This is a genomic window from Streptomyces sp. MZ04 (assembly GCF_004684775.1).
Taxonomy (GTDB): domain Bacteria; phylum Actinomycetota; class Actinomycetes; order Streptomycetales; family Streptomycetaceae; genus Streptomyces.
Genome location: NZ_SRIC01000479.1, coordinates 1 through 3,547, shown reverse-complemented (window position 1 = coordinate 3,547; position 3,547 = coordinate 1). Strand labels below are relative to the sequence as shown.

Sequence of the window (3,547 nt, the reverse complement as noted above, 5' to 3'; positions counted from 1 at the left end):
GGGGTGGGGTGTCGTCGGTCGGCGGGGTGTCGGGCGTGGACGCCGGCGCTGCCGGCGCCTCGGCGTCGGTTCCCGCGGCGGCCGCGCCCTTCGTCAGTTCCTTCGGTGGGGCCAGGGAGACGGGGGAACCCTCGTCCGGGTTCTCCGTGTCCAGCAACTGCACCGCGTGGCGGCCCAGTTGCGCCACCAGCCCTCCCGGCAGCCAGGGGTCGCGCGTGCGGCCGCCGTCGCCGAGCGTGTCCTCCGCGCCCGTACGCTCCAGGATCTGCTCCAGCGTCGGGCGGTCCGCCGGGGTCTTGCGGAGGCAGTCGGCGACCAGTTCGGCCAGCTCCTCCGGGAGCGCCGACAGGTCCGGCTCCTCCTGCGCGATACGGAACATCAGCGCGTGCACGCCGCTGTTCGCCGTGCCGAAGGGCAGCGCCCCCGACGCCGCGTACGCGAGGACCGAGCCCAGGCAGAACACGTCGCACGCCGGAGTGACCCGGTCGCCCCGCACCTGCTCGGGTGCCATGAAGCCGGGCGAGCCGACGAGCGCGCCGGTGCGGGTGAGGCCGCCGTCCGTCACCGTCTCCAGGGCACGCGCGATGCCGAAGTCGATGACCCGGGGGCCGTCGATCGTGACCAGGACGTTCGACGGCTTGAGGTCGCGGTGGATGAGGCCCGCCGCGTGAATGTCCTTGAGGGCGTTGGCGAGTCCCGCCGCGAGGATCTTCACGGAACGCTCGGGCAGTGGGCCGTGGTCCTGTGAGATGACGCTCTGGAGGGAAGGTCCGGCGACATATCCCGTGGCCAGCCAGGGAATCGTCGCCTCGGTGTCCGCGTCGAGCACCGGCGCCGTCCACGCGCCGCCCACCCGCCGCGCCGCCCGCACTTCCTGCCGGAAGCGGTTCCTGAACTCCTCCTGCTCGGCGAGCTCCTCGCGCACCAGCTTGACCGCGACCGTACGCCCACGGTCGGAGCGCGCCAGATAGACGTGCCCCATACCGCCCGCGCCGAGCCGCGCGAGCAGGCGATAGGCGCCTATTCGCTGTGGATCCCCGGGCCCCAGCTTCTCCATCGCCGCGCGACCTCCCCCATTGGTGTGCAACGAATCGAGTTTAGTGCGGTGGTGGGGCGAGGTGGGGCTGACTGTCTGCTACGGCTCCGTAACGGGTTCCGTATCGTCTTCCTGTTGGGCCACGGCCAGTTGGGCCACGGCCTGGGAGAGGCGTTCCAACACCCGTACGGTCTCGGCGAATTCCTTCTCGCCCAGCTCCGCCGCCAGACGCGCCGCCCATTCCGCGTGGCCGGGGCCGATCTTCTCGACGGCCGCGCGGCCCTCGTCCGTGGGGCGCAGGAGCTTCGCGCGGCGGTGGGCCGGGTTCGGTACGTACTCGGCGAGGCCTCGCCGTACCAGGAGGTCGGCGATGCGCTGCACGCTCTGCCGGGTGATGCCCATCGCGCGGGCGATGCCCGAGACCGGCAGAGGCTCGCGCAGGACCGCGCCGAGCACCTGCCACCAGGCGGCGGTCAGCCCGCCCGGCTTGGCCAACTCCTCTGCCACGGAAAGGAATTGGCCGTTGAGCCGGAAGACGCCGATTGCGGTGCGGGAGAACAGGTCCTGCTGCTCCCGCACCCGATCGCGGTCGGTGCTCACGACTCGAGCATCTCGTACGCGGACGCGTCCGAGTCGTGGAAGAGGCGGTACCAGGCGTCCAGCTTCTCGCCCTCGAACGCGCCGAGCCGCCCGAGCACCTCGCGCGCGAAGGCGACCGGCTCGGTCGGGCCCGCCGTGATCAGGTTGCCGTCGGTGACGGCGTCCGCCTCGACGTACCGCTCGCCGCCCTTGTATCCGGTGGCCGCGAGATAGAACGACACCGCGCTGGTGTGCGCGCGGTCGTCGAGCAGCCCCTCGCGGGCGAGCCCGGCGGTGGCCCCGCAGATCGCGGCGACCGGCACGCCCGCGTCGAGGAAGGCGCGGGCGGTGCGGGCGAAGGGGGCGAGGTCGTCGCCGGTGTCCCACAGGTCGGCGCCCGGCAGGATCAGCAGCGAGCTGTCCTCGGGGCGCAGATCGGCGAGGCTCATGTCGGGCTTGATGCGTACGCCGGCGACCGTGGTGACGGTTTCGGGCGAGGGCGACCCGGCGGCGACCGTACGGATCTCGTGGCCGGAGCGGGCGAGGTACGCCGTGGCGTAGCCGGGCTCCCAGTCGGCGAGTGTGTCGTAGACGGCCAGATGGACGGGCTTGCGGGACATGACGCCACCTCCGCTGATTCGGCTGCCGTTCTCTGTGCTGTGCTTACGTAAGCATGCTGTCAAAATGACAGCATGTTGTCAAGAGATTCACGGGTTAACCCGCGCTGGGGGCGGCGTCAACCCGCCCGTCCCTAGCGGTGACCGGCGGGCCGTCGTCACGCTGGACGCCGTGTACCGGGAGGAGACCGCGCTCCGTGCCGAGCTCGCCCGGCGCCTGGGGGAGCCGCTCGGCTGGACCGTCCAGGAGGTCGACTACGTACGCGACCTGTTGGTTGTGGAAGTCCGCTTCCGGCAGCCGGAACCTTCTGAACGGCCCGGGGAGTTCGTACGTACAGCAGCACGACGACGCACGACCCGGTCCCGCACGCCTGCCCCCGCACCCCAGAAGGAGACCGTGTGAACCCCGCCGTACGCGCCATCGGAAGGGCCGCGCTCGCCGCGCACCCCATCGCGCTTGACGAGGTGAACGCGCGGGCGGAACTCCTCGCCCGCTACGACAACAGCTATCTCGTGCCGGTCGAGATCTTCGAGGATCTGGCCGCGCTGCTCACGGATCCGCGCCGCGCATCGGGCCCCTTCCGGGCCCTGAGCATCGGCGGCAAGCGCTGGTTCGGCTACCACTCGACGTACTACGACACCCCTGAGCTGCTGACCTTCCACGAGCACCGGCAGGGGCGGCGGCTGCGCTACCGCATCAGGGAGCGGCTCTACCAGGACAGCGGGGAGCGGCAGTTCGAGATCAAGCTGAAGAGCGGGCGCGGCGAGACGGTCAAGCACCGGCAGCGTCTGGAGGGGGACGACCACGCCCTCGACGCCGCACGGCAGGGCTATCTGGCGGGCGTGCTGAGGGGGTCGTACGGAATAGAGGCGCCGGGAGGGCTCACGAAGTCCCTCGTCACGGAGTACCGGCGGGCGACCTTCGTGGCCGACGGGCAGCGGGTGACGTGCGACGCGGGGCTCGTGGTGCGCGACGTGGCGACGGGGCGTTGGGTGGAGGCGGACCGCGGTCTCGTGCTCGTGGAGACCAAGACGCAGGGGCATCTGACGGAGGCGGACCGGGTGCTTCACCGGTACGGGGTGCGGGCCGCGGACTTCACCAAGTACTGCGGCGGATTCGCCGCGCTGCGCCCCGAGTTGGGGATCAACCGCTGGGCGCGGGCGGTGCGGACCGCGTTTCCCCGGGCGGGGACTGCGGCGCCTGGGGGAAGGTGAGCGCGGTTCTGGAAGTCCGGCATGACCGCCGGCGCCGTCAAGTAGGCCACGAGCAAGCCACCACCGTGAGGAATTCCCCCTGTCTCTTATACACACTCCG

At 71.4% G+C, this 3,547-nt stretch carries 5 protein-coding genes; 2 read left to right on the top strand and 3 right to left on the bottom strand.

Translation table 11 applies throughout. The features are described 5' to 3' along the window. The 3 genes from E2651_RS42120 to E2651_RS42110 form a co-directional block, all read right to left on the bottom strand. A partial coding sequence (locus tag E2651_RS42120; RefSeq protein ID WP_135336548.1) for a serine/threonine-protein kinase occupies nucleotides 1-1,057 on the bottom strand: 1,057 nt, incomplete at its 3' end. Between the two features lie 78 nt (nucleotides 1,058-1,135). After that, nucleotides 1,136-1,636, bottom strand: a complete 501-nt coding sequence (locus E2651_RS42115; protein ID WP_245239545.1) for a MarR family transcriptional regulator — start codon at nucleotides 1,634-1,636, stop codon at nucleotides 1,136-1,138. Beyond that, on the bottom strand, nucleotides 1,633-2,235 hold the full coding sequence (locus E2651_RS42110; RefSeq protein WP_135336547.1) for a DJ-1/PfpI family protein: 603 nt from the start codon (nucleotides 2,233-2,235) through the stop codon (nucleotides 1,633-1,635). Before E2651_RS42110 ends, E2651_RS42115 begins: the two co-directional genes overlap by 4 nt. A 169-nt stretch (nucleotides 2,236-2,404) precedes the next feature. Between E2651_RS42110 and E2651_RS42105 the strand changes: the two genes are divergently transcribed. Both E2651_RS42105 and E2651_RS42100 read left to right on the top strand, forming a co-directional pair. Beyond that, entirely contained in the window at nucleotides 2,405-2,635 is a 231-nt protein-coding gene (locus E2651_RS42105; protein WP_135336546.1) for a hypothetical protein, read from the top strand. Beyond that, nucleotides 2,632-3,447 (top strand): VTC domain-containing protein, encoded by an 816-nt coding sequence (locus tag E2651_RS42100; protein ID WP_135336545.1) that lies wholly within the window; start codon nucleotides 2,632-2,634, stop codon nucleotides 3,445-3,447. The genes E2651_RS42105 and E2651_RS42100 overlap by 4 nt, the downstream gene beginning before the upstream one ends. The last annotated feature ends 100 nt before the right edge of the window (nucleotides 3,448-3,547 follow it).

Coding starts and splice junctions, on each gene's coding strand:
- E2651_RS42110 (WP_135336547.1), bottom strand. CDS start 2,235: ATGTCCCGCAAGCCCGTCCATCTGGCCGTCTACGACACACTCGCCGAC.